This window comes from Paractinoplanes aksuensis, from assembly GCF_024137025.1.
Lineage (GTDB): Bacteria > Actinomycetota > Actinomycetes > Mycobacteriales > Micromonosporaceae > Actinoplanes > Actinoplanes aksuensis.
Map to the genome: position 1 here is coordinate 22,547 of NZ_JAMYJR010000033.1, position 23,286 is coordinate 45,832.

At 71.7% G+C, this 23,286-nt stretch carries 22 protein-coding genes; 10 read left to right on the plus strand and 12 right to left on the minus strand.

Going from position 1 to position 23,286, the window contains the following annotated elements:
• Positions 1–152: 152 nt before the first annotated feature.
• On the minus strand, positions 153–1,337 hold the full coding sequence (locus tag M1L60_RS30210) for a zinc-dependent alcohol dehydrogenase (RefSeq protein WP_253240942.1): 1,185 nt from the start codon (positions 1,335–1,337) through the stop codon (positions 153–155).
• Positions 1,338–1,381: 44 nt separating this feature from the next.
• On the opposite strand from M1L60_RS30210, the gene M1L60_RS30215 reads away from it, so the two are divergent.
• Genes M1L60_RS30215 through M1L60_RS30235 form a run of 5 tightly spaced genes read left to right on the plus strand, consistent with a single transcriptional unit; the run spans position 1,382 to position 5,230 of the window.
• The gene (locus M1L60_RS30215; protein WP_253240943.1) at positions 1,382–2,320 is read left to right on the plus strand and encodes an SDR family NAD(P)-dependent oxidoreductase; all 939 of its coding nucleotides are present in this window, start codon (positions 1,382–1,384) and stop codon (positions 2,318–2,320) included.
• A 39-nt stretch (positions 2,321–2,359) separates the two neighbouring features.
• A complete protein-coding gene (locus M1L60_RS30220; protein WP_253240944.1) occupies positions 2,360–3,247 on the plus strand; it encodes an acyl-CoA dehydrogenase family protein in 888 nt (295 codons plus the stop codon).
• Positions 3,241–3,963, plus strand: a complete 723-nt coding sequence (locus M1L60_RS30225; RefSeq protein WP_253240945.1) for a PIG-L deacetylase family protein — start codon at positions 3,241–3,243, stop codon at positions 3,961–3,963. Before M1L60_RS30220 ends, M1L60_RS30225 begins: the two co-directional genes overlap by 7 nt.
• Positions 3,960–4,568 carry a methyltransferase domain-containing protein gene (locus tag M1L60_RS30230; protein ID WP_253240946.1) on the plus strand — a complete coding sequence of 203 codons (609 nt, stop codon included), beginning with the start codon at positions 3,960–3,962 and terminating at the stop codon, positions 4,566–4,568. Before M1L60_RS30225 ends, M1L60_RS30230 begins: the two co-directional genes overlap by 4 nt.
• Complete coding sequence (locus M1L60_RS30235; RefSeq protein ID WP_253240947.1) at positions 4,565–5,230, plus strand: glycosyltransferase family 2 protein; 666 nt, start codon at positions 4,565–4,567, stop codon at positions 5,228–5,230. Before M1L60_RS30230 ends, M1L60_RS30235 begins: the two co-directional genes overlap by 4 nt.
• Here the strand turns inward: M1L60_RS30235 and M1L60_RS30240 are convergent.
• Positions 5,227–6,087, minus strand: coding sequence for an LLM class flavin-dependent oxidoreductase (locus M1L60_RS30240; RefSeq protein WP_253240948.1), 861 nt, complete (start codon positions 6,085–6,087; stop codon positions 5,227–5,229). The genes M1L60_RS30235 and M1L60_RS30240 overlap by 4 nt on opposite strands.
• Positions 6,084–6,908, minus strand: a complete 825-nt coding sequence (locus M1L60_RS30245) for an ornithine cyclodeaminase family protein (RefSeq protein WP_253240949.1) — start codon at positions 6,906–6,908, stop codon at positions 6,084–6,086. Before M1L60_RS30245 ends, M1L60_RS30240 begins: the two co-directional genes overlap by 4 nt.
• Before the next feature lie 41 nt (positions 6,909–6,949).
• Here M1L60_RS30245 and M1L60_RS30250 point away from each other — a divergent pair, with 41 nt between their 5' ends.
• Complete coding sequence (locus M1L60_RS30250) at positions 6,950–7,618, plus strand: GntR family transcriptional regulator (RefSeq protein ID WP_253240950.1); 669 nt, start codon at positions 6,950–6,952, stop codon at positions 7,616–7,618.
• On the plus strand, positions 7,615–8,772 hold the full coding sequence (locus M1L60_RS30255) for an NAD(P)/FAD-dependent oxidoreductase (protein ID WP_253240951.1): 1,158 nt from the start codon (positions 7,615–7,617) through the stop codon (positions 8,770–8,772). Before M1L60_RS30250 ends, M1L60_RS30255 begins: the two co-directional genes overlap by 4 nt.
• Here the strand turns inward: M1L60_RS30255 and M1L60_RS30260 are convergent.
• Entirely contained in the window at positions 8,767–8,988 is a 222-nt protein-coding gene (locus M1L60_RS30260; protein ID WP_253240952.1) for a hypothetical protein, read from the minus strand. The two genes, M1L60_RS30255 and M1L60_RS30260, sit on opposite strands and share 6 nt — an antisense overlap.
• 335 nt (positions 8,989–9,323) lie before the next feature.
• On the opposite strand from M1L60_RS30260, the gene M1L60_RS30265 reads away from it, so the two are divergent.
• The gene (locus M1L60_RS30265) at positions 9,324–11,558 is read left to right on the plus strand and encodes a pectate lyase-like domain-containing protein (protein WP_253240953.1); all 2,235 of its coding nucleotides are present in this window, start codon (positions 9,324–9,326) and stop codon (positions 11,556–11,558) included.
• A gap of 296 nt (positions 11,559–11,854) precedes the next feature.
• On the opposite strand, the gene M1L60_RS30270 is transcribed toward M1L60_RS30265, so the two are convergent.
• Genes M1L60_RS30270 through M1L60_RS30295 form a run of 6 tightly spaced genes read right to left on the minus strand, consistent with a single transcriptional unit; the run spans position 11,855 to position 17,487 of the window.
• On the minus strand, positions 11,855–12,469 hold the full coding sequence (locus M1L60_RS30270) for a hypothetical protein (RefSeq protein WP_253240954.1): 615 nt from the start codon (positions 12,467–12,469) through the stop codon (positions 11,855–11,857).
• A gap of 4 nt (positions 12,470–12,473) precedes the next feature.
• Entirely contained in the window at positions 12,474–13,907 is a 1,434-nt protein-coding gene (locus M1L60_RS30275) for an aldehyde dehydrogenase family protein (RefSeq protein ID WP_253240955.1), read from the minus strand.
• 8 nt (positions 13,908–13,915) lie between these two features.
• Complete coding sequence (locus M1L60_RS30280) at positions 13,916–14,917, minus strand: proline racemase family protein (RefSeq protein WP_253240956.1); 1,002 nt, start codon at positions 14,915–14,917, stop codon at positions 13,916–13,918.
• Position 14,918: 1 nt separating this feature from the next.
• Complete coding sequence (locus M1L60_RS30285; protein ID WP_253240957.1) at positions 14,919–15,821, minus strand: dihydrodipicolinate synthase family protein; 903 nt, start codon at positions 15,819–15,821, stop codon at positions 14,919–14,921.
• The gene (locus M1L60_RS30290) at positions 15,818–17,224 is read right to left on the minus strand and encodes an FAD-dependent oxidoreductase (protein ID WP_253240958.1); all 1,407 of its coding nucleotides are present in this window, start codon (positions 17,222–17,224) and stop codon (positions 15,818–15,820) included. Before M1L60_RS30290 ends, M1L60_RS30285 begins: the two co-directional genes overlap by 4 nt.
• The gene (locus M1L60_RS30295; RefSeq protein WP_253240959.1) at positions 17,221–17,487 is read right to left on the minus strand and encodes a (2Fe-2S)-binding protein; all 267 of its coding nucleotides are present in this window, start codon (positions 17,485–17,487) and stop codon (positions 17,221–17,223) included. Before M1L60_RS30295 ends, M1L60_RS30290 begins: the two co-directional genes overlap by 4 nt.
• A 221-nt stretch (positions 17,488–17,708) precedes the next feature.
• Between M1L60_RS30295 and M1L60_RS30300 the strand changes: the two genes are divergently transcribed.
• On the plus strand, positions 17,709–18,083 hold the full coding sequence (locus M1L60_RS30300) for a hypothetical protein (RefSeq protein ID WP_253240960.1): 375 nt from the start codon (positions 17,709–17,711) through the stop codon (positions 18,081–18,083).
• Complete coding sequence (locus M1L60_RS30305) at positions 18,083–21,646, plus strand: AAA domain-containing protein (RefSeq protein WP_253240961.1); 3,564 nt, start codon at positions 18,083–18,085, stop codon at positions 21,644–21,646. Before M1L60_RS30300 ends, M1L60_RS30305 begins: the two co-directional genes overlap by 1 nt.
• Positions 21,647–21,690: 44 nt before the next feature.
• Here M1L60_RS30305 and M1L60_RS30310 read toward each other — a convergent pair whose 3' ends face one another.
• Complete coding sequence (locus M1L60_RS30310) at positions 21,691–22,677, minus strand: CU044_5270 family protein (RefSeq protein WP_253240962.1); 987 nt, start codon at positions 22,675–22,677, stop codon at positions 21,691–21,693.
• A complete protein-coding gene (locus tag M1L60_RS30315; protein ID WP_253241118.1) occupies positions 22,677–23,261 on the minus strand; it encodes an RNA polymerase sigma factor in 585 nt (194 codons plus the stop codon). Before M1L60_RS30315 ends, M1L60_RS30310 begins: the two co-directional genes overlap by 1 nt.
• Positions 23,262–23,286: the final 25 nt, after the last annotated feature.

Consider the following 23,286-nt stretch of genomic DNA (forward strand, 5'->3'; position numbering starts at 1 on the left):
GCCCCGCCGTGAGCTCCTTCGAGCGGCGCACGACCCGGCCCATCGCGTCGTCCCAGCTCGTCTCGACCAGCTTCCCGTCGACGCGCGCCAGCGGCCGGCCACGGTGACCCCGGGGGCGTACGGCGTGCGCACGCCCCAGGGATCGTGCCCGGTCACGGCTTGAGGACCACCTTGATGCAGCCGTCCTCCTTCTTCTTGAAGATCTCGTAGCCGTGCGGGGCCTCTTCGAGCGGGAGGCGGTGGGTGGTCAGGTCGTCCACGCCGAGCGGGTCGTCGTCACCGGTGAGCAGGGGCAGGATGTCGTCGGCCCACTGCTTCACGTGGGCCTGGCCCATCCGCATCGTGATGCCCTTGTCGAACAGGTCCATCATCGGGAACGGGTCGGCCTCGCCGCCGTAGACGCCGATGATCGAGATCGTGCCGGAGCGGCGGACCGCGTCGAACGCCGTGCGCAGCGCGCCCATCCGGTCGACGCCGAACGTCTCGGTGGCCTTGCGGGCCAGGGCGTCGGGCAGCAGGCCGGCCGCCTTCATGGCCGCGGACTGGAACGGGGTGCCGTGGGCCTCCATGCCGACCGCCTCGATCACCGAGTCGGCGCCGCGGCCGTGGGTCATGTCCCGCACGGCGTCGCCGATGTCGTCGATCTTCGAGGAGTCGAGCACCTCGATGCCGTTACGTTCGGCCATCGCGTTGCGCTCGGGGACGCTGTCGACGGCGATGACGCGCTCGGCGCCCAGGTGGCGGGCGATCCGGGCCGACATCTGGCCGATCGGGCCGAGACCGGTGACCAGCACCGTGCTGCCCTTCTCGATGTCGGCCCACTGGGCGGCCTGCCACGAGGTGGTGAGTACGTCGGAGAGGAACAGGTAGCGCTCGTCGGGGTGGTGGTCGGGCACCTTGATCGGGCCGAAGTGGGCCTGCGGCACCCGCAGCAGCTCGGCCTGACCGCCCGGCACCTGGCCGTACAACTTGGTGTAGCCGAACAGCGACGCGCCCTTGCCCTGCGACTTCACCTGGGTCGTCTCGCACTGCGCGAAGAAGCCCTTGCGGCAGTAGAAGCAGTGCCCGCACGAGATGTTGAACGGGATGACCACGCGGTCGCCCGGCTTGATGTGGGTGACCTCGGCCCCCACGGCCTCGACGATGCCCATCGGCTCGTGGCCGAGGATGTCGCCGGCGTCGAGGTACATGCCGAGCACGTCGTACAGGTGCAGGTCGGACCCGCAGATCGCCGTGGAGGTCATCCGCACGATCGCGTCGGTCGGTTCCTGGATCACCGGGTCGGGGACGGTCTCGACGCTGACCTTGCCGGTTCCTTGCCATGTCAATGCTCGCATGTGTCGCCGGATACCCGGCGATCGGACGGGTATGCAGAGCAACCATGAGTTCACGTGTAGTGGTCCTGACCGGCGCCTCCAGCGGCATCGGCCGAGCGGCGGCGGTCGCCTTCGCGGCCCGGGGCGACCGGCTGGTGCTGGCCGCGCGGGCCAAGGACGATCTCGACGAGACCGCCGCCGCCTGCGGGAACGACCCGCTCGTCGTCCCCACCGACATCACCCGCCGCGAGGACCTGGACCGGCTGGTCGCGCAGGCCGTCGCGGCTTACGGACGGGTCGACGTGTGGGTCGATTCGGCGGCCGTCATGGCGTACGGGAAGTTCGAGGATCTGCCGCCCGAGGTGTTCGACCGCATGATCGGTACGGATCTGCTGGGCTCGGCCAATGTCGCCCGCACGGCGCTGCGGCAGTTCCGGGCCCAGGGCCACGGCACGCTGATCGGGGTCAGCTCGCTGCTGGCCCATGTGACGGTTCCGTACATCTCGGCCTATGTGACGGCGAAGTGGGGACAACGCGGCCTGTTCCGCACGCTTCAGCACGAGACCCGGGACGCGCCCGACATCCACGTCTGCACGGTGGCCCCGGGCAGCGTCGACACCCCGATCTACACGAGCGCGGCCAACTACGCGGGGTTCGTCGGCCGTCCGCCGCCGCCGGTCGACTCGGCCGAGCGGATCGCCGCGCGCGTGGTCCGGCTGGCCGACAAGCCCCGCCCGTCGGCCTCGGTCGGCGCCACCAACCGCCTCATCGAGCTCGGTTTCACCCTCTTTCCCCCGGTGTACGACGCCCTGGTCACTCCCCTGATGAGGCGGGGCGGGCTGTCCCGGCAGGAGATCGCCGGCACCGACGGCAACGTCTTCGGTGCCCGGCCGCGGACCGAGGGTGGTCCGGGAAGGTGGGGCCGGCTCCCGGTCGGTCTCGCGGTGGCCGCCGTCGCCTTGGCCGCGGGAGCGTCGGTCAAACGTTTGCTGCCCCACAAATAGTTCGGCATAGAGGGCCGGGTTGCCGGGTATCCGATGCCCATGATCGAGACGCCGGACCTGCCGCTGCCGGGGCGGGGCGACACCGCTGAACGGTTCCGGCGACTGGCCGAGCTGGGCCGGGCCGATCCGGTCGCGGCGCGGCTGGGCGAGGGCCACGCCGACGCCCTGGCCATCCGGGCCGAGCTGGGCGATGACGGCCCCGGCGAGCGCTGGGGCGTGTGGGCGGCCGGGCCGAAGTCGCTGCGAGCCGTACGGGAAGACGGGGTGTGGCGGTTGAACGGCGACCGGCCCTGGTGCTCGGGCGCCGCCTGGTGCACGGACGCCCTGGTCACAGCCGAGGCCGAGGACGGGATCCGGCTGTTCGCGGTGGCCAACCGGGCCCCGCACGCGGTCCCGCTCAACGGCACGTGGCCCGCCGTGGGCATGGCAGCCAGCGACAGCCGCACGATCCGGTTCACCGACGCGCCGGCCCGGCCGGTCGGCGAGCCCGGCCAGTACGTGAACCGGCCCGGCTTCTGGCACGGCGGCATCGGCGTCGCCGCCTGCTGGTACGGCGGCGCCCTGGGCATCGCCGACGCCCTGCACGCGGCGCCCAAGGCCGACCCGCACACGCTGGCCCACCTGGGCGCGGTCGACGTCGCCCTGGGCGCGGCCCGCGCCGTCCTCATGGAGGCGGCCGCGATCATCGACGCCGACCCGCAGGCGATCCAGCACCGGCTGGCCCTGCGCGTGCGGGCCACCGTCGAGGCCGCGGCCACCGAGGTGATCGACCGGGTCGGGCGCGCGCTCGGCGCCGGCCCGCTGTGCCGCGACGAACGGCACGCCCACCGCGTCGCCGACCTCACCGTCTATCTGCGGCAGAGCCACGCCGAGGCCGACCTGGAACAGCTCGGCGGCCTGGTGCGGAACGAGAAGTCGCCGTGGTGAAGGCGATCGAGGGCGCGGGCACGGCCGAACAGACCTGGCTGGACTGGCCGGCGCCGGCCCGCTGGCCCGCGCTGCCGCTCGACCCGGCCGGGCCACCGCTGATCGTCGCGCCCCACCCGGACGACGAGATCCTGGGCGTGGCCGGGCTGATGGCGATGCTGGACGCGGCCGAGCTGGTCGCGGTGACCGACGGCGAGGCCTCCCACCCCCACTCGACCGTGCACACCCAGCTCGAACTGGCCGCGATCCGCCGCGACGAGACGGCCGAGGCATTGCGCCGGCTCGGGCTCGGCGCCGCGCCCGTGCACCGGCTCGGCCAGCCCGACGGCAAGATCGATGAGGACGCGGTGGCCGCCGACCTCACCGGCCGGCTCACGCCCGGGCGCTGGTGCCTGGCCACCTGGCGCGAGGACGGCCACCCCGATCACGAGGCGGTCGGCCGGGCCGCGGCCCGGGCCTGCGCGGTCACCGGGGCGGTGCTGCTGGAGTATCCGATCTGGATGTGGCACTGGGCCGGGCCGGACGACCCCCGCGTGCCCTGGCGCCGGGCCTACCGGATCGATCTGACCCCGGCCGCGCAGCGGGCGAAGGCCGCCGCCATCGCCGCCTTCCCGAGCCAGATCGCGCCGCTGGGCCCCGAGCCGGGCGACGCCGCGATCCTGCCGCCGCACATCCTGGCCCGGTTCACCCGCTCCTTCGAAACGGTGCTGCGATGACCACACCCCAGAGCTACTTCGAGCACATGTACGCCCGTAGCAGCGACCCGTGGAGCTTCGCCACCCGCTGGTACGACGCTCGCAAGCACGCGCTCACCGTGGCCTCGTTGCCCGCCCGCCGCTACCAGTCGGCGTTCGAGCCCGGCTGCTCGACCGGCCTGCTCACGGCCCGGCTGGCCGAGCGCTGCGACCACGTGCTGGCCGTCGACGCCGTCCCGGCCGCGGTCGCGTCGGCCGCCACCCACCTGGCCGCCGCCTCCAACGTCTCGCTGCGCGCCGGGCGGATGCCGGCCGACTGGCCCGGCGACACGTTCGACCTGATCGTGCTGTCCGAGCTCGGCTACTACTTCGACGACGGCGACCTGACCACGCTGCTCGACCGCGCGGTGGCCTCGCTCGAGCCGGGCGGCGACCTGGTGGCCGTGCACTGGCGGCGCCCGGTCGACGAGCACGCCCGCTCCGGCGACGACGTGCACGACCGGATCGCGGCGCTGCCCGGGCTGGCCCGCCAGGCCCGGCACGAGGAGGCCGACTTCCTGCTCGAGGTCTACACCCGGACGCCACCCGAGGCCCGCTCGGTGGCCCAGCGCGAGGGGCTCGCATGAACCACCGGATCGCCGTCGTCGTCCCCGCGCACAACGAGCACGACCTGCTGCCGGCCTGCCTGAGCAGCCTGTACGCGGCCACCTCACCGGTCCCGGTCGAGATCGTGGTGGTCGCCGACGCCTGCACCGACGACACCGCCGCCCTGGCCGCCGCGGCCGGCGCCACCGTGATCACCACCGACGCCCGCAACGTGGGCCGGGCCCGCGCCGCCGGCATGGAACACGCGCTACGTGCCGGAACCGACGGGCTATGGCTGGCCACCACCGACGCCGACAGCCGGGTCGCCCCGGAATGGCTGCTGTGGCACCTGACCCACGCCGCCTCCGGCGCCGACCTGCTGGCCGGCACGGTACTGGTCGACGACTGGGCGGCCTGGCCGGCCGCGCTGCCGGGCCTCTACGACAGCCAGTACGCGACCACCGACGCCCACGTGCACGGGGCCAACCTCGGTATCGCGGCCGCCACCTACCGAGCCGTGGGCGGCTTCCGGCCACTCGCCCACGACGAGGACCGCGACCTGATCACCCGCGTCCGCGCCACCGGCGCCCACGTGGTGGCCGACGCGACCTGCCCGGTCGTGACCAGCGCCCGCGCCGACGGCCGGGCCCCCCTGGGCTTCTCGTCCCACCTCACCGGCCTGGCCTCGACCTTGGCCGCCTAGAGGTTGTGGACGGCCAGGACGTCGGGCAGCGCCTTGGCCGGCACGCCGCGGCCGTCGGGGCGGGGCCAGTGGACGCTGACCTCGTCGAAGCCGAGTGAGGCGAGGCGGGCCACGGTGTCGGCGTAGCGGGCGCGGCTCTCGAAGGGCCAGTACGACTCCAGGCCCACGTTGACGATGCGGTGGATGCGGCGGCCCTCGAGCACGGCGTCGAGCTGGCGGGACTGCTTCTCGAGGGCGGCGAACCACTCGTCGGGGCCCACGGCGGGACCGTACGGGCCGTACGTGACCCAGGCCTGGCCGTACTTCGCGACCAGCTTGAGCGAGCGCGGGCCGGTGCCGGCCACGGTGAACGGCACCCGTGGCGTCTGGACGCAGCCGGGCAGCTGGTGGGCGTTGATCGCGCTGTAGCGGTCGCCGTGGGTGGTGACGATCGGCTCGACCAGCAGCTGGTCGAGCAGGCCGAGCCATTCGGCGAAGCGGTCCATCCGCTCGCGCGGGGTCAGCGGCGGGTCGCCCAGCACCAGCGCGTCCAGGCTTTCGGTGCCGGCGCCCAGGCCGACCTCGAGGCGGCCGCCGCTGAGCTGGTCGAGGGTCATCAGCTCTTTGGCGAACGGCACCGGGTGGCGGTAGTTGGGCGTGGCCACCTGCACGCCCAGGCGGACCCGTTCGGTCGCGCCGGCCGCCGCCGCCAGCAGGGGCACGCAGCCGTACCAGGGGTTGTCGCGCAGCAGCGGCCAGGTCAGGTGGTCGTACGTCCAGACGGTGCGCACCCCGGACCGCTCGGCCTCGACCACCTCGGCCAGGAACGTGCTCGTGGGGTGCCGGTCGGGCAGCACCAGGGCCGACAGCTCGGTCATAGGTTGTTCACCACGGCATCCGCGATCACGAGGTCCTCCCAGCCCATCCCCACGGTCTTGATCAGCCTGGGCCGGGCGGGGGTGGTTCCCCGGACCAGGTCGGCGAAGGTCACGAGCTCATCCTCGGTCACGCCGGCCAGAATGAGATCACCGGCTTCCCGTACGGCCGACGCGCGCGACTCGACCAGCGCGCCGCAGCGCCGCACGGTCTCGGTGTCGACCTCGCGGGCGTCGGGTTCGTGCGACCCCACGGCGACCACGACGGCGTCGTCCTTGAGCAGCCGGCCGTCGAACAGGGGCTCGCGGGCGGTGGTGCAGCAGGCGACGATGTCCGCCGCGGCCACGGCCGCGCGGCCGTCCTCGTCGCGGCCGATCAGGCGTACGGAATCGATCGGGCGCACGGCCTTGATCGCCTCGACATGACCGTACGCCTGGGGGCCTTTGCCGAAAACCACGAGCTTGCGAGCCTGGGGCGGGGCGACCAGGTCGACGCCGAGGGCCGAGACGGCGGGGGTGCGCAGCGCGGTGAGGGCGGCGCCGTCGAGAATGGCTCGCGGCACGAGCGTGGGGGCGTCGAACAACACGTACGTGCCGTGGATGCGCGGCAGACCGCGGGCCGGGTTGCCGGGCGCGATGCCGACCAGCTTGATGCCGGCGATGCGCTCGTCGCCGGACGGCATGACCAGCACCTCGCCGCCGCCCAGTCCTACGCGGGAGCGGGCGGGCTCGGCCTCCGGGTCGAGTCCACCGGCCAGGGCCGCCCGCAAGGCCTCGACCGCCCGGGGGAAGCCCAGCCCGAGCACCTGTCCGGCCGAGATCATGCGCTGTACCATGTCACATACCACCAGGGGAGGCAACAGTCATGACGTCACCGGCCATCGGCCCGCTGCGCACCGCCGGCAGCTTCCGCCAGCACGTGGAGGACGCCGTGGCCGCCGCGATCGTCTCCGGCGAGTTCGCCCCGGGCACGATGCTGACCGCCCCCACCCTGGCCGCCCGGTTCGACGTGTCCGCCACGCCTGTACGGGAAGCGCTCCTGAACCTGGAGAAGCGCGGCTTCGTCGAGATCGCGCGCAACAAGGGCTTCCGGGTCACCCGGGTCAGCGAGCAGGATCTGGCCCAGATCGTGCAGATCCGCCAGTGGCTCGAGGCCCCGCCCATGCGGCTGCTGGCCGGCGCCCTGAGCGGGCCCGACCTGGCCCGGCTGCGGGCCGAGGCCGAGGCCATCGTGACCAGCGCCGACGCCTCCGACCTGCCCACCTATCTGACCGCCGACACGACGTTCCACCTGCATCTGCTCAGTCTCACCGGCAACGACCGGCTGGTCACCCTGGTCGGCGATCTGCGCCAGCAGACCCGCCTGGTCGGTCTGGCCACGATGCTCGGCTCGCCCGAGCTGGCCTCGTCGTCGCAGGAGCATCTGACGCTGCTCGACCTGCTCGAGGCGGGTGACGGCGCCGCCGCCGAAGACCTGATGCGCCGCCACCTGGGCCACGTCACCGGGTGGTGGAGCGGGCGGGCCGAGCAGTGAGGGTCGTGGTGGTCGGGGCCGGCATCGTCGGGGCCGCCATCGCCCGCGAACTGGCCATGGCCGGCGTGTCGGTGACCGTGCTCGACCGGTCGGCCTCGGCCGGCGGCACCTCGTCGGCCGGCGAGGGCAACCTGCTGGTCTCGGACAAGGGACCGGGCCCGGAACTGGCGCTGGCGCTGCGGTCGCTGACGTTGTGGCAGGCGCTGCGGCCCGAGATGCCGTCCATCGAGTACGAGCCCAAGGGCGGCCTGGTCGTCGCGACCACTCCGGCCGGGGCGACTGCCCTGCACGCCTTCGCCGGGACGCAGCGGGCGGCCGGTGTCGAGTCCTCCGTGGTGAACGGGCTCGACCACGAGCCCGACCTCAACCCCGCCCACACGACGGCCGTGTTCTATCCGCAGGACGCGCAGGTGCAGCCGGCCATCGCCACGGAAGCGCTGCTCGCTTCGGCCCGGCGCCGTGGCGCTTCCGTCCGCCAGGGCGTCGAGGTGCTCGGTCCGGTGCTGCGCGGCGACCGGCTGGCCGGGGTCGTGACGTCCGACGGCGAGATCCACGCCGACCACGTGGTGGTGGCGGCCGGCCCGTGGTCGGGCGAGGTGGCCCGGCGCCTCGGCGTCGACCTGCCCGTCCGCCCCCGCCGCGGCACGATCCTGGTCACGACCCGGATGCGGCCGCGGATCCGGCACAAGGTGTACGACGCCGACTACGTGGGCGCGGTCGGCTCGGACGACGCCGCCCTGCAGACCTCCAGCGTGGTCGAGTCGACAGCGGCCGGCACCGTGCTGATCGGCTCGTCGCGCGAGCGGCGCGGCTTCGACGAGCGGATCGAGGCCCGGGTGCTGTCGGCGGTCGCGGCCAAGGCGCTGGTGCTGTTCCCGTTCCTGGCCGGCGTGGCGGTGATGCGGGCGTACGGCGGGTTCCGGCCCTTCGTCCCCGACCACCTGCCGGTCATCGGGCCCGACCCGCGCCGGCCCGGCCTGTGGCACGCCACCGGGCACGAGGGGGCGGGCATCGTGCTCTCCACCGCGACCGGCGAGTTGCTGGCCGACCTGATGCTGGACCGCCCGCCGCGGGTCGACGCGGCCGCCTTCGCCGTGGACCGGCCTACGCTGCTGCCGCACCTCTCGGCCGGCGGGTCGCCGGCCGAATCATGAGCGGCTGTCCGCTTCGCGGGCCTGCCGGACCGAGCGGTCGATCCGACGGTTCCGGGCCACTTGCGCAACGGCCGAGAAAACTCCGCCCATGACGCATACGACCACCGCCCCGATCCAGAACTCCCAGCCCGCGTCCCGCACCACAGCGAACGCGCTGACGACGGCGATCGCCCCCAGGGCGACCCAGGCGCCGGTCCAGGGTGACTTCGCAGCCATAGCCATCCCCTCTCTCACCTGCTCGAACAGCAGCGAGCCACGATCATGAACGCGGCTCCGGCCGGAGTCAATTCGGCCCGACCAGACCTCCCGGTTACGCATCAAACCCGACTTAATGCTCGGGATAACAATTTTCCGTAAACAATTCCTTCTTTTTACCGTGGGCCGAAGGGGCAGGTCAGACGGTCTTTTGTTGCCGAGACATTGACGGGTGGCAACGCCGAAGTAACAATCGGGAAAGCGCTCTCTCGGGAGCGCGGTTCGGTCATCCTCCCCGTTCCGCCGCGCGTCTGTCCCCAACGGACGTGTGGCCACCCGCCCGAAAAGGCAGGCACATGACATCCCCAACACAGACCCGCAGACGGCGCGGGCCGGTCCTGCTGAGCGCGGCGCTCGCCACCGCTCTCGGCCTCACCGTCGCCGCCGTCACCACCAACGCCAGCGCCGCCGAGGTCCCCGCCTCGCAGGGCAAGCCGGCCACCGCCTCGTCCGTCGAGAGCGCCGCCTTCCCCGCCTCGGCCGCGGTCGACGGTAACGCCGGCACCCGCTGGTCCAGCACCTTCGCCGACCCGCAGTGGCTGCAGGTCGACCTGGGCAGCACCCAGACGATCAGCCAGGTCGTGCTGAACTGGGAGGCGGCGTACGCCTCGGCCTTCACCATCCAGACCTCGGCCAACGGCAGCTCCTGGACCAACATCACGCCGACCACCGCGGGCCAGGCCGGTGTCCAGACGCTCAACGTCTCCGGCAGCGGCCGGTACGTGCGGCTGAACGGCACGACCCGGGCCACGCCGTACGGCTACTCGCTCTGGGAGTTCCAGGTCTTCACCAACGGCGGCCCGACGACGCCCACGCCGACCCCGACCGGCCCGTCGCTGCCGACCTCGGACCGGCCCGACTTCGGCCCCAACGTGCGGATCTTCGAGCCGGGCACCGCGGCGTCGACCATCCAGACGGCGGTCGACTCGGCGTTCAACGCGCAGCTGCGCAGCCCGACCGCGCAGTTCGGCACCCAGCGCCACGTGTTCCTGTTCAAGCCGGGCACGTACGGCCGGGTCTGGGCCAACGTCGGCTTCTACACGACGATCGCCGGCCTCGGCCAGAACCCCGACGACGTGACGATCAACGGCGCCGTCAACGTGGACTCGGGCTGGAACTACGGCGACGAGAAGAACGCGACCCAGAACTTCTGGCGCAGCATGGAGAACCTGTCCATCGTGCCCGAGGGCGGCACCAACCGCTGGGCCGTCTCGCAGGCCGCCCCGATGCGCCGCGTCCACATCAAGGGCAACCTGACCCTGGCCCCGTCCAACCAGGACAACGGGCAGGGCTACTCCAGCGGCGGCTACCTGGCCGACTCCGTGGTCGACGGCGTCGTGTCGTCGGGCTCGCAGCAGCAGTGGTACACCCGCGACAGCCGGATCGCGCGCTGGGACGGCGGCGTCTGGAACATGGTCTACTCCGGCGTCCAGGGCGCCCCGGCCAACGCCTTCCCGAACCCGCCCCACACCACGCTGGGCACCACCCCGGTCACCCGGGAGAAGCCCTTCCTCTACATCGACAGCTCGGCCAACTACCGCGTCTTCGTGCCCGCCCTGCGGCGCAACTCGGCCGGCGCCAGCTGGCCCAACACCGCGGGCAGCTCGATCCCGATGCGCGAGTTCTACGTGGCCAAGCCCGGTGACAGCGCCGCCCGCATCAACCAGGCGCTGGCCCAGGGCCTGAACCTGTTCTTCACCCCGGGCACGTACCAGCTCAACGACACCATCCGGGTCACCCGGGCCAACACCGTCGTGACCGGCATCGGCTACCCGACGCTGATCCCGACCAACGGCAACGAGGCGCTGAACATCGCCGACGTCGACGGGGTCAAGGTCAGCGGCATCACGTTCGACGCCGGCACGGTCAACAGCCCGACCCTGATGAGCGTCGGCCGGGCCGGTGTCCACACCGACCACGCCAACAACCCGATCAGCCTGCAGGACGTCTTCTTCCGCATCGGCAGCAGCGTCCAGGGCAAGGCCACCACCACCCTGGCCGTGCACGCCGACGACACGATCATCGACCACATCTGGGCCTGGCGGGCCGACCACGGCGGCGCGCCCACCGGCTGGACGGTCAACCCGGGCGACACCGGCCTGATCGTGAACGGTGACGACGTGCTCGCGACGGGTCTGTTCGTCGAGCACTACCAGAAGTACGAGGTCATCTGGAACGGCAACCGCGGCAAGACGATCTTCTTCCAGAACGAGAAGCCGTACGACGTGCCCAACCAGGCGGCCTGGATCGGGCCCCGCGGCAACGGGTACGCCGCCTACAAGGTCGCCGACAACGTCACCGACCACCAGCTCTGGGGTGGCGGTTCCTACGCCTACTTCAACGTCAACCCGAGCGTACGGGTGGACCGCGCCTTCGAGGTGCCGAACCGGCCCGGCGTCCAGCTCCGCAGCATCCTGACCGTCTCGCTGGGTGACGTCGGCACCATCGCCAACGTCGTCAACGACACCGGCGGCTCCGTCCCCAACCCGGCCGGCAACACCACCCCGCGCAACGTGGTGGCCTACCCGTAACCCTGCTCTTTTGAAATGAAAATGATCGGCGGCCACCGGTGCGACTTGCACCGGTGGCCGCTGCTCGTTGGCCGGGGGCTTCATGACCTGCATCGTCGGCATCACGGACGGGCACACCGTCACTGGGCCAGCTGCTGCGCTACTCCCTGGACGTCGGCGAGCCCGACACCTGGGACGTCGACCGCTTCATGGCCACCACGTTCATCGACGCCGTCCGCGCCTGCCTCTCCCAGGGCGGCTACGCCCGCACCGAGGACGTCCGCCCACCCTTCACCGTCGTGCAGGCGGAGTAGCCGTCAGTTCTGCAGGGCCGGCCAGAGGGCCTCGGGGTGGCAGCGGGCCGGGCACGCGAAGATGTAGAGCTCGTTGCCCAGGAAGAGCTGCGCCTGGTCGTCAGTCTCCCGGTTGCGCGGCGGCCACATGTCGAAGCCGAAGTTCTCCGGCACCTGGCCCAGGAAGACCATGTCCGTGCCGCAGGCGCAGCGGTAGTGCTCGGGCTCCTGCACCCAGGACGGATCGCCACCCACCTTGAAGCCGGGCGCGTCGCGACCTTCAGCGGGATGTAGGACCAGTCGCCGGGGCTCGATATGCGGGTCGGCTTCCGGTGACGGGGTTCCGGCCGGGCGCAGGAACATGCGCCAGAACGGGCCGTCGTAGGGTTCGACGACCTCGTCCCAGAAACGGGCGGGCAGTTCGGCCGGTCCGAAGGCCGGGTCGTCGTGCACCGGGCACTGGAAGACCAGCAGGTGGTCGCCGCCGAAGGCCGGGACGTCGACCTGGAAGAAGAAGACCATCGGGCGGCCGCAGAAGCAGGCGGGCCACGACTGGCCGTCGGCCAGCACGGGATGTCCGCCGATGGTGTTCCGGTCGCCGGCGGCCGGCGGCTCGGGCCGGATCTCGATCGTGTGCATCGGCTCAGCCCGCCAGCGAGCCCCAGCCGGCGGACTCCCCCGCAGCCGACCGGTGCTGCGGAACGTTCCAGGGGTTGTCGTCGCGCAGCGGCTCGGGCAGCAGGGCCGGCGGGCAGTCCTGGTAGACGACCGGCCGCAGGAACCGGCTGATCGCCGCCGTCCCGACCGAGGTCGTGGTCGGGTTGGTCGCGGCCGGGAACGGGCCGCCGTGCTGCATGGCCGGGGTCACGGCCACGCCGGTGGGCCAGCCGTTGAACAGCACCCGGCCCGACAGCGTCTGCAGGGCGCCGACCAGCTCGTGCAGCCACGGCGAGTTCTCGGCCGCGCCGATGTGGACGCCGGCCGTCAGCGAACCCTCGACCAGATCCGTCAGCGCCGCGCCCAAGGACTCGCCGGGCGTGTAGCGGACCACGATCGACAGCGGGCCGAACGCCTCCTGCAGCAGGGTGTCGCGGTGCTTGAGCAGCGTGGCCAGGTCGGTCTCGACCAGCGTGGGCGTCACCCCGTCGTCGGTCACGGCGCCCTCGACGGTGACGGTCACGCCGGGGGTGCCCAGAATTTCGCGGCGGCGCCGGGTGTAGCCATCGACGATGCCGGGGTGCAGCAGCGGGTGCGGGGCGACGGCGGCGAAGGCCTCGGCGGCGTCGATTTCGGCCGGTACGAACAACAGCCCCGGCTTCGTGCAGAGCTGCCCGGCCGAGCCGGAGACGCTGGCCGCGAAGCCCTGGGCGATGGCGGCGCCCCGCTCGGCCAGCGCGTCGGCGGTGACCACGACCGGGTTGAGGCTGCCCAGCTCACCGTAGAACGGGATGGGCCGCGGCCGGGCGGCGGCGATCGCGGCCAGGGCCTGACCACCGGCCAGCGACCCGGTGAAGGCGGCGGCGGCGATCCGCTCGTCCTTCAGCGCGGCCACGCCCTCCTCCTGGCCGTGGATCACGGTGAGGGCGCCGGGCGGCAGCACCGCGTTGAGCACCTCGGCGGTGCGGTCGGACAGGCGCGGGTGGCCGGGGTGGGCCTTGACCACGACCGGGCAGCCCGCGGCCAGGGCCGACGCCGTGTCGCCGCCGGCCACCGAGAACGCGAACGGGAAGTTGCTGGCCGCGAAGTTCAGCACGGGACCCAGCGGCACCAGATAGCGGCGCAGGTCGGGCCGCGGGCCGAGCACGAAGTCGGGGTCGGCCGCGTCCAGGCGTACGTCAAGGAACTCGCCGGCTGCCGCGACGTCGGCGAAAAGCTTGAGTTGCACCGCCGTCCGCTTGATCTCGCCGCGCAGGCGCGGCTCGGTCAGGCCGGTCTCCGCCATGGCCAGCGGCACCAGCTCGTCGGCCGCGGCCAGCAGGGCGTCGGCCGCGGCGACCAGCGCCTCGGCCCGTTGCCGCGGCGGCATCGTGGCGAGGGCGGGGGCGGCCGTCTCAGCGGCGGAAAGCGCAGAACTCATGAGTCACCTCAGAATGCGAAACCGGTCGGGTACGGGTCGGAGGGGTCGAGCAGATACTGCCCGAGCCCGGTCACCCAGGCCCGGCCGGTGATGGTGGGTACGACGGCGGCGCGCCCGGCCACCGTGGTCTCCCCGATCAGGCGGCCGGTGAAACGGCTGCCGATGAACGACTCGTTGACGAAGTCGTCGCCGATCGCGAGTTCGCCCCGCGCCCACAGCTCGGCCATGCGGGCCGAGGTGCCGGTGCCGCACGGCGAACGGTCGAACCAGCCGGGGTGGATGGCCATGGCGTGCCGCGACAACCGGGCGTCGGAGCCGGGCGCGATGAACTCGACGTGGTGGCAGTGGTCGACGCCGTCGATGAGCGGGTGCTTGGGCGGATCCTGGGAGTTGATCGCGTCCATGATGGCCAGCCCGGCGTCGAGGATGTCGCGTTGCCTCGTACGGTCGAACGGAAGACCGACCGCGTCGAGGTCGACCATCGCGTAGAAGTTGCCGCCGAAGGCCAGGCTGTAGGGCACCGCGCCCAGACCGGGCACCTCGATCGTGGCGTCCAGGCGTTCCGCGTACGCCGGCACGTTCTCGAGCGTCACCGAGTCGGCGTGCCCGTCCGTGACCTGCACGGTCGCCACCACGAGCCCGGCCGGCGTGTCGAGCCGGATCGTGGTGACGGGTTCGGTGACCGCCACCATGCCCGTCTCGACGAGCACGGTGGCGACCCCGATCGTGCCGTGCCCGCACATCGGCAGGCAGCCCGAGACCTCGATGTAGACGACGCCGAGGTCCGCGTCCGGGCGGGTCGGCGGCTGCAGGATGGCCCCGCTCATCGCCGAGTGCCCGCGGGGCTCGTTCATCAGCAGCAGCCGTACGTCGTCCAGGTGCTCGATGAAGTGCAGGCGCCGCTCGTTCATGGTTGCCCCGGGGATGGTGCCCAGGCCCGCGGTGACAACGCGGGTCGGCATGCCCTCGGTGTGCGAGTCGACGGCGGTGAACATCCTCGAGGCGCGCACGTCAGCGCCCCAGGGCGGCGACGGCCCGCTTGGTCTCGGCCTCGACCAGCGCCCGGTGCTCCGGGGTGAGCGGGCCGCGCGGCGGGCGGCACGGGCCCCCGTAGCGGCCGACCAGGTCCATGCTCAGCTTGATGGCCTGCACGAACTCCGTCCGCGAGTCCCAGCGGAACACGGCCACCAGGTGCTGGTAGAGCTGCCGGGCCTCGGCCACCTGCCCGGCCAGCATGAGGTCGTAGAGACGCCGCGACTCGGCCGGGAACACATTCGGGAACCCGGCGAACCAGCCCACCGCACCGTCGACCATCAGCTCGAACAGTACGTCGTCGGCGCCCGCGATCACGTCGAGGTCGCACTTCTCGCGGATCTCGAACAGCCGGCGCACGTCCCCACTGAACTCCTTGATCGCCACCACCTGGGGAATCTTCGCGATCTCGGCCACCAGCGACGGCACCAGGTCGACCTTGGTGTCGAACGGGTTGTTGTAGATCATGATGGGCAGCCCGGCCTCGGCGATCCGGGTGTAGTGCTCGACGACCTGGCTGTCGCTGGCCCGGTACATGGTCGGCGGCAACGCGAGCACCCCGTCGGCGCCGTCCTCGCCGGCAATTTCCGCCCAGTGCTTCGCCTGGTGCCACCCCGGTCCGTGTACGCCGGCGATCACCTTCCCGCGTCCGCCGACCGCCTCGACAGCGACCTGAACGACCCGGCGGCGCTCCTCGTCGGTCAGCGACGAGTACTCGCCGAGCGACCCGTTGGGGCCGACACCGTGGCAGCCGTTGCTCATCAGCCAGTCGACGTGCTCGGCGTACTTGTCGAAGTCGACGGCCAGCCCGGCCGGGGCGGACGGGTCTTCCTTGTACGGCAGGGCGGTGGCGACGACAACGCCGCGCAGATCGGTGGTCACAGGGGCTCCTTCTCTTCGGCGACTTGCTCGGTGGCCGCCAGCTCGCCGAGCCGGACGAACGCCGCGAGGGGGCGGCTCTCGGTTCGTCCCCGGTCGAGCAGGCCGCCGGTGTGGCGGTGCAACAGTTCTTCGACGGTGCGCCCGCAGACCCGGCCCTGGCAGACGCCCAGGCCGGCGCGGGTGCTGAGCTTGAGCGACCGCAGGCCGCGCGATTCGGTGGCGGCCGCCCCGGCCCGCAGGTCGCCGGCCGTGACCTCCTCACAGCGGCAGACGAGCGTGTCGTCGCCGAGCCAGCCGGTCCACCCCGGGCGGATGCCGTGCGCGGCCTCGAGACGGGCGGCGAAGGCCTGGTTGTCGCTCCTCGCGCGGCGCTGGGCGGCGGAAGCCGCCGAGCCGGCCGCAGCCAGCCCGGCCACGACGCCCTCGGCCAGGGCCAGGTCGGCCCCGCCGACGCCGGTGATCTCGCCGGCCGCGAACACCCCAGCGACGGTGGTCCGGCCGTCGTCGTCGGTCACCACCGCGCCGTACGCGTCGAGCCCGCACCCGGCCGACACGGCCAGCTCGACGCGGGGCACGAAGCCGTGGCTGACGCAGACGGCGTCCACCTCGATCTGTTCATCGGTGCCGGCGATGGGGGCCCAGCGCGGGTCGAGCCGCGCGACGGTGACGGCTTCGACGCGATCGGTGCCGTGGGCGGCGACGACGGCGGTGGCCGCCCGGTAGGGGATGCGGTGGCGGACCAGATCGCGGACGTAACCGGCCAGCTCGCCGCCCTTGTGCCGGGTCGCCAGCAGCTCGGCCGGGCGGCGGCTCCACCCCCGGGCCAGACGCGGCCAGCCGTTGGCCTCGAGCACACCGACGACGCCGGCGCCCGTACGGACCAGGCTCGAAGCAACGGGCAGCAGGAACGGGCCGGCCCCGGCGACGAGCACGCGGCGCCCGACGGCGATCCGCTCGGACTTGGCCAGGGCCTGGGCCGCCCCCGCGGTGAAGACGCCGGGCAGGTCCCAGCCCGGGAAAGGCAGGGTGCGCTCGTACGCCCCGGTCGCGAGCACCAGGGCCTTCGGCGCGAACGTCTTGCGTACGCGATCCCGCCCGTCGGCCGGGCCGACGAGCACGTGCAGCGTGGGCGGCCGGTCGTCGTGCCGCTCGGCCAGCCAGACCTGCGCGTCGGTCAGCACGTCCTGCCCGCGCAAGGCTGTGAACTTGCCCCACCCGTGGTGCAGGATCCGCTCACGCGCGGCGGGCCGCTCGGCCGGCAGGTGCCGCCAGTACTGCCCACCCGCGTCGCCCGCCGCATCGAGCAGCACCACCTGGGCGCCGGCCCTCCGCGCGGCATCAGCGGCAGCGAGCCCGGCCGGCCCCGCCCCCACCACCAGCACCTCGGGCGTCTCGACACTCACGCCTGCTCCTCGGTCGAGATCTCATCGCCGTCGATCGCCCGGCGCTGACAGGCCCGCACATCAGCCAGCCCGTTCACGACGACCAGGCAGTCGTGGCAGACCCCGATGCCACAGAAGACACCACGCGGCCGCCCGTTCCGGGTGGTGCGCCAACTCAGTCGCCCGGCCCCCATCAACACCCCGGCCACCGTCTGCCCGGCCACCCCCGGCATCGCGACCCCGTCCACCACAACCGTGATCGGCAACGTCACCCCAGGTCGCACCGGATCACGATGCGGTTCCACGGGAGCCGGTCCGGACGTCGTCACGCCAGTAGTATGTCACACACTACTATTCTCTGGCGATATCCCGCGCCCGGCCCGACGGCAGAACCGGAGCCGCCCGACCCGGACGCCAGTCGGAAATCCGACACATCGGCCGTCGCCGTTCTTACCTTCCGTAGCGTTATGGAGGCGTTTGCGTCGCGGAACAGCGGGAGGCATGAGTGTCCGAGGTCGTCGTCGAAGTAACCCTCACCGCACTGCCGGAGGACGACGATTTCTCGCTGGAGGTCGCGACGGACGAACTGTCCGCAGACCTGAGCGATCTCGGTGAGGTGCTTCGGCCCGAAGTCGCTACTGGCCCGGACAGCAAGGGTGTCGGCGAGGTTGCCCTAGGCACGCTGGCCGTGGTCGCGAGCATCGATCCCGGATACGCGCAGGCCCTGGTCGACTTGATTCTCGGTTTCCTCGGCCGGAACCGGGGTCGCAAGATTCACCTGAAAGTCGGCGACATCGAACTCACTGTCGACCAGCCGACCAAGGCGCAAACCTCCGAGATGATCGACATCGTTCGAAACGCTATCGAACGCTCGCGCTGATGGGCCGGCACGCGTTGGTGCTCGGCACCGCCATCTACCACGCCGATCCGAAACTGACCGCGCTGCCCGGCGTCCGCCAAGACGTCGAGCAGTTGCGAACCGTGCTGGACACCGACGGCAATTTCGACAGCGTCGAAGCTCGCCTGGATCTGTCTGCCACCGAGATGAAGCGGGTCGTCGAGGAGTTCTACGGCTCCCGCCGCACCGGCGATCTGGCCCTCTTGTACTACTCCGGCCACGGCATTCAGCACGACGATCGGCAGTCGCTGTTCTTCGGTACGGTCGACACCGACACCAAGTTCCTGCACACCACCGCGTTCGACGTCGAAGGCGTCCTGCGCCACCTGTTGAATCACACCAAGGCCAGCCAGAAGCTGGTCCTGCTGGATTGTTGTTTCTCGGGCCTGTTCACCGCGCGTCACCGATTCAGCGGTGGCGTCCGGCAGGAACCGCGGCGCCTCAAGCGTGAGCGGGGCACGTTCATGCTCCAGTCGAGCAACCACCTGAAGGCCTCGAAGGCGCAGGGGCCGGACCGGCCGTCGGTCTTCACCGAAGTCCTACTCACCGGTCTGCGTGGAGCCGCCCAGGCGAGCACAGAGGATGGCTGGATCACCGCGAACGACCTCTCCCAGTACGCGAGGAGCGAACTGGCGCGCCGCCAGGAGGAGAAGCCGGTCGAGTCGAGTGAGGGTGTCACCGACCCGATCCTGCTGGTGGGCGGGCAGGCCGCACGGCCGGAGCGGCCAAGGGGAACGGAAACGGCGGAGCCGGCCGACGCTCCGTTCGACAGCGACCGATGGCGACGGTTGCTCAACTACTACGCCGATTGCCGGCAACGTTCCGCCGTCCTGCAGTACTTCGTGAACCTGGACGACCGGGAGGCGTACGTCGTCGCACCCGCCGGCTCGGAGGTCGTCTTCTCGGCCATCGAACCTATCCCACTGAAAGATCGGGGTCAGCGGCTGGTCAAGGTCGCTGATGAGGGTGGCCGTTCGTTGCAGTACGGCTACCCGGTGGTGGCCCTGTATCAGAAGGGCACCAAACAGCAGGTCCGTCTGGCTCCGCTGCTGGTATCCGACTTGACCGTGGGAATTGAAGGTTCGGTGCATCCGGCGCCGCCCCAGCCCAGTCCCGCCCTGATCGACCATTTCGACCTGTCGGCGGTCGAGGCGGACGAACTCCGGCAGGCGGTGTCCGAACTGCTCGTCCCCGGTGATCGCGGGTCGCTTGCTTCGGCTGCCACTCTGGTCGCCACCACGTTCGCGCTGAAGCCGGTGTCCCCTCTCGATCCGGGCAACTTGGCCGGAACGGTCGGCCGAGGTCCGATCAACCGGGTGCAGAACGCTGGGATGCTGTTCGCAGCAGGCAGTGCCGACTCTCCGGAGCGGCAGCTGATCGAGGATCTGCGCGACATCACCAGGGATGCGGGGAAGATCCCGTCGACCGCTCTCGGCGCCCTGTCCGGTGAAACTGGGGCAGAACCGGACGAGCCTGACCCGGCCGTCTTGACCGCGGCGCTGAGCTCGGTCAACGAGACCCAGGAACGAATCATCCGGGCCGCGATGAGCCGCCGGCTGACCGTCGCCCAAGGGCCACCCGGCACCGGCAAGAGCCAGTTGGTGACCGCGTTGCTGGCCACCGCCACCGCGGCCGGGCAGAGCGTGCTGATCGGCTCGACCAACAACCGTGCTGTGAACGAGGTTGTCGAGCGGGTCACCGCCATGCTCGGCCCCGGATTGGTGCTGCGGACCGGGAACAAGGAGTACCGGCAGCAGGAGCCGCAGTACCTCACCGACGTGACGCAGGCTTGGCCGGCGCCGGTGCCGGACTCGCACGGACCGCTCCAGGAGTTGCGACTCACCGGGCAGCGGATCGACGACCTGCGGGACGCCCTCGATCACCGCCGCCGGCTGGAACGCGATCTCGCCGACCTGGCCGCGGTCAGGGATCTCGCCCTTGCCGACACCGACGACTCCCGGTTGGCCCAACTGGTCGACCACACCGACCGAGCTCTGACCAGCCGGTGGTTCGGGTGGTGGTACCGCCGGCGGCTCCGGTCCAGCGGGGTTTTCGACCGGGAGGCGATCACGACTCTTGGCGAGCGCGCAGTCGTCGAGCAATGCTGGCGCGAACGACTGCGGGAACTCCGGTCCCGGCCGGGCACCGCCGAGGAGGTCTGGAACCAACTTCGCGTACTCCAGGAGAGCACTCGGCCCGAACAGAGCAAACTACTGCTGCGAGCCCAGGTCACCGCGCGCGTGGTCGGCAACGCGACCCTGCTGCGCAACCGATCCGATGAGATGGCCAAGCCGGACGGCCGAAGCTGGTACTACATGCCCGAGATCCTCGCCGCTCTTCCCGGCTGGGCGACGACGGCGATGTCGGCCCGCCGGCTGCGCCCCCGGGCGGGGCTGTTCGACCTGGTCATCATCGACGAGGCGGCCCAATGCAGTGTCGCCGACATCCTGCCGATGCTCTACCGGGCGAAGCGTGCCCTGATCATCGGTGATCCGCGGCAACTCGCCCCTGTGATCGAGCTGTCCGAGGCGGACGACCGGGGTGAACAGGCCCGGAACGGCCTAGGGTACGAATGGCTGGCCAGTCGCCGGCTCACGTACCGCAACCACTCCGCGTATGAGGCGTTCGCCACTGCGGCCGGAAGTGCGATCCTGCTGGACGAGCACTACCGGTGCCACCCGGAGATCATCGAATCCCCCAACCGGGTCGTCTACCAGAACCGGCTGACCGTCCTCACTGACCCCGCCCGGCTGGCCGTCCGGGCCGAGCCCGCCGTCCATTGGGTGGACGTTCCGGGCCGCTTCACCCGCGGCGCCACCGGGTCCGGCCGTAACATCGACGAGGTCAGGGCCGTGGTCGCCGAGGTACAGCGTCTCCGCGCCGACCATCCCGAAATCTCCATCGGTGTGGTGACACCGCTCGCTGAGCATCAGCGGACGCTCGACGACGCCCTCAAGCGGGCCGGAATCGGCGGTGACCTTCTGTGCGCGACCATCCACAAGTTTCAGGGCAGCGAGAAAGACATCATGGTCGTGTCGCCGGTCGGTGCCCAGGGTGTCAGTGACCGCACCCGAGGATGGCTCGTCAACCAGACCAACCTCTGGAACGTCGCGATCACCCGGGCGAAGTCCCAGCTGGTCATCGTCGGCGATCGTTCGTGGTGGTCCGGGCAACGCGGACTTCTGGCCGGCTTCGCCGCACCGTCAGCGCCGACGGCCGGCAGCACAGATGCCGGGCCACGACCGGTCGACCGGCTGATCACCGGGCTGCGAGACGCCGGGCTAACCGTGCAGTGGGGCACCCCGCTCCCTGGCTATCAGGTCGATCTAACGCTCGGCCTCGGTGACAAGAGACTCGCGGTGCTCGTAGACGACCCTGAGGGCGACCCGGACGGGCGGCCCCTGCGCCGAATCCTGAGCCGCCTCGACATCATCGCTGCGTCCGCGGCCACAGAGGTGAGGCGAGTGCCGGCCTGGCGCTGCCTCAGCGAACCGGAACGAGTCGTGGCCGAACTGCGGGAAGCGATCGGCCAACCGAAGATGTAGTACCCCCCCACCCAAAGCCGGGCGGGGGGTACTCGGCCGGTCGGTCAGGAGGTGGCGCCCGGTTTGTCGACGATGAGGATTTTGCGGTACATCACCTGGCGGAAGAGGTCGCCCTTCTTGGTGTGCGTGGTGCCGTCGTCGGCGCGGTTCGTGTGGTCGGCGACGGCGATCAGGCGGTCGCCGATCAGGGCGTACGTCTGCTTGTCGAACAGCAGTTCCTGGGACAGGTAGCCCTCGACGACGCGGCCGAGCCCGATCGCCGGACGGCCGTCGAGGTTGCGGGCGTCCGTGTTCACCTTCATGCCGGGCTGCTGCGCGAGGTAGCGGAAGACTGCGGCCTGGACGGCCGGTGGCAGCACGTACTGCCCGGCCATCGCGTCGACGTCCACGAACAGTGGCCCGTCGGGCTTCTTGACATAGGCCGCCACCGCCTCAGGAGTGGTCAGCTCGGCGATCTGCGACCAGGCGAGCCGGCCCCAGAACTCGTTGCCCTGGCCCATCTCCTTGACGACCAGCCGGCCGTCCCGGATCGACGCCGTGACCTGGCCGTCCACCCGGTCCCACTGCTGGATCGTGCGGTACTTGGCCTGGCCGGGGACCAGGGCGCCGTTGGGCCGGCGGTTCTCGATCGTCTTCGGGTTGCGCAGTTCCCGGGTCTCGACGTACATGAACTGGGTGGGCGCCGGGTCGGTCCACTGCTTCCGCTCGGCCGTCCAGGCCGCGTTCTCGAGGTACTGCTGGGCGCTGACCGGCTTCAGGAACGGCGGGGCGGCCACCGCGGGAGCGCTGTCCACCGGCACGACCTCCGTCCCGTTGAGGCCGTCGACCGCGAAGGCGGCGACCACGGCCGCCGCTGTGGCCATGCTCAGCCCGACCGGCAGCGCCAGTCGCCACGGCCGGCGGCGCACCACAGCGGGCCGATCGGCGGCGTCGATCCGGCTCAGCAGCGCGGCCCGAGCCCGCTGCTGGGCTTCCGCCGACGGAACCGGGCCGGGCTCGAAGCTCTCCCGAAGTGTGTCGATCGCGTCCATCACTCGTCCCCCTCGTTCTCGATGCCCAGCGCCTGTCGCATTTCCTGTCGGGCCCGGTGCAGCCGCGACCGCGCGGTGCCGGCCGGGATTCCCAGCGCCGCCGCGGCCTCCGGCTGGCTCAGCCCGGCCCAGGCCACGAGCAGCAGAACGGCCCGTACGGGTTCGGGCAGCCGGCGCAGCGCCGCGGCCAGCGGGCCCCGCACCGCGGCCGCGTCGACCCGCCCCGCGACCGCGTCGACCTGGCCGTGCTGGTCGTCCGGGTGCTGTCCCCCGGCCTCGGCCAGCGCCTTGTAGTGCCGGGTCTCGGCCCGGACGTGCCGGGCGGCCAGGTTCGAGGCGATCCCGTACAGCCAGGGCCGCACCTCGCCGCGGGCCGGGTCGAAGCTGTGCCGCCGGTCGAAGGCGGTCAGGAAGGTCTCGGAGGCCACGTCCTCGGCCAGTTCAGGGCCGAGCCGCTTGGCCAGGTACGCGTAGATGTCGCGATAGTGGCGATCGAAGATCTCGGCGAACCGTTCGGGCGTCCGTCTCGCCTGGTCCATCAGGTCGGTGTCGGCGACCAGGCCCGGTCTCGTGCCTGGTCGCATCGTCACCGCCATGTCCTTGCTCGCT

Excerpts from the sequence above, each read along its gene's own strand:
- M1L60_RS30230 (WP_253240946.1), top strand. The coding sequence starts at position 3,960 with ATGACCACACCCCAGAGCTACTTCGAGCACATGTACGCCCGTAGCAGC.
- M1L60_RS30245 (WP_253240949.1), bottom strand. The coding sequence starts at position 6,908 with ATGATCTCGGCCGGACAGGTGCTCGGGCTGGGCTTCCCCCGGGCGGTC.
- M1L60_RS30220 (WP_253240944.1), top strand. The coding sequence starts at position 2,360 with ATGATCGAGACGCCGGACCTGCCGCTGCCGGGGCGGGGCGACACCGCT.
- M1L60_RS30215 (WP_253240943.1), top strand. The coding sequence starts at position 1,382 with ATGAGTTCACGTGTAGTGGTCCTGACCGGCGCCTCCAGCGGCATCGGC.
- M1L60_RS30240 (WP_253240948.1), bottom strand. The coding sequence starts at position 6,087 with ATGACCGAGCTGTCGGCCCTGGTGCTGCCCGACCGGCACCCCACGAGC.
- M1L60_RS30305 (WP_253240961.1), top strand. The coding sequence starts at position 18,083 with ATGGGCCGGCACGCGTTGGTGCTCGGCACCGCCATCTACCACGCCGAT.
- M1L60_RS30315 (WP_253241118.1), bottom strand. The coding sequence starts at position 23,261 with ATGCGACCAGGCACGAGACCGGGCCTGGTCGCCGACACCGACCTGATG.
- M1L60_RS30265 (WP_253240953.1), top strand. The coding sequence starts at position 9,324 with ATGACATCCCCAACACAGACCCGCAGACGGCGCGGGCCGGTCCTGCTG.
- M1L60_RS30275 (WP_253240955.1), bottom strand. The coding sequence starts at position 13,907 with ATGAGTTCTGCGCTTTCCGCCGCTGAGACGGCCGCCCCCGCCCTCGCC.
- M1L60_RS30250 (WP_253240950.1), top strand. The coding sequence starts at position 6,950 with ATGACGTCACCGGCCATCGGCCCGCTGCGCACCGCCGGCAGCTTCCGC.
- M1L60_RS30270 (WP_253240954.1), bottom strand. The coding sequence starts at position 12,469 with ATGCACACGATCGAGATCCGGCCCGAGCCGCCGGCCGCCGGCGACCGG.
- M1L60_RS30210 (WP_253240942.1), bottom strand. The coding sequence starts at position 1,337 with ATGCGAGCATTGACATGGCAAGGAACCGGCAAGGTCAGCGTCGAGACC.
- M1L60_RS30310 (WP_253240962.1), bottom strand. The coding sequence starts at position 22,677 with ATGGACGCGATCGACACACTTCGGGAGAGCTTCGAGCCCGGCCCGGTT.
- M1L60_RS30260 (WP_253240952.1), bottom strand. The coding sequence starts at position 8,988 with ATGGCTGCGAAGTCACCCTGGACCGGCGCCTGGGTCGCCCTGGGGGCG.
- M1L60_RS30235 (WP_253240947.1), top strand. The coding sequence starts at position 4,565 with ATGAACCACCGGATCGCCGTCGTCGTCCCCGCGCACAACGAGCACGAC.